The 268-nt window shown below is 42.9% G+C and carries 1 pseudogene; it reads left to right on the top strand.

The features are described from left to right. Positions 1-268: pseudogene (locus tag MFF64_RS36920) on the top strand (IS5/IS1182 family transposase); the annotation flags it as partial.

Genomic DNA, 268 nt, shown 5'->3' with positions numbered 1-268 from the left:
ACGGAAAAAAACCATTAACAGGCAAAGAGGAGGTGAAAGGTGAAAAAGGGATCCGCCACAGTACAACCGATCCGGAAAGTGGCTAGCTGTATCGTGAAAACAAACCAGAAGGTTTTTTCTATTTAGATCACCGCACAACAGATATGAAATACAACATTATCACCGATGCCTACGTCACACCTGGATATGTCCATGATTCTGTGCCTTATTTTGACCGATTAGAACACCAAATTGCACGATATGTTTTCGAAGCAGGAGCTGTCGCACA

Source organism: Methylobacterium frigidaeris (assembly GCF_022179185.1).
Classification (GTDB): domain Bacteria; phylum Pseudomonadota; class Alphaproteobacteria; order Rhizobiales; family Beijerinckiaceae; genus Methylobacterium; species Methylobacterium frigidaeris.
Note: the sequence above shows the minus strand (reverse complement) of the source record. Positions and strands in the feature narration are given on the sequence as shown.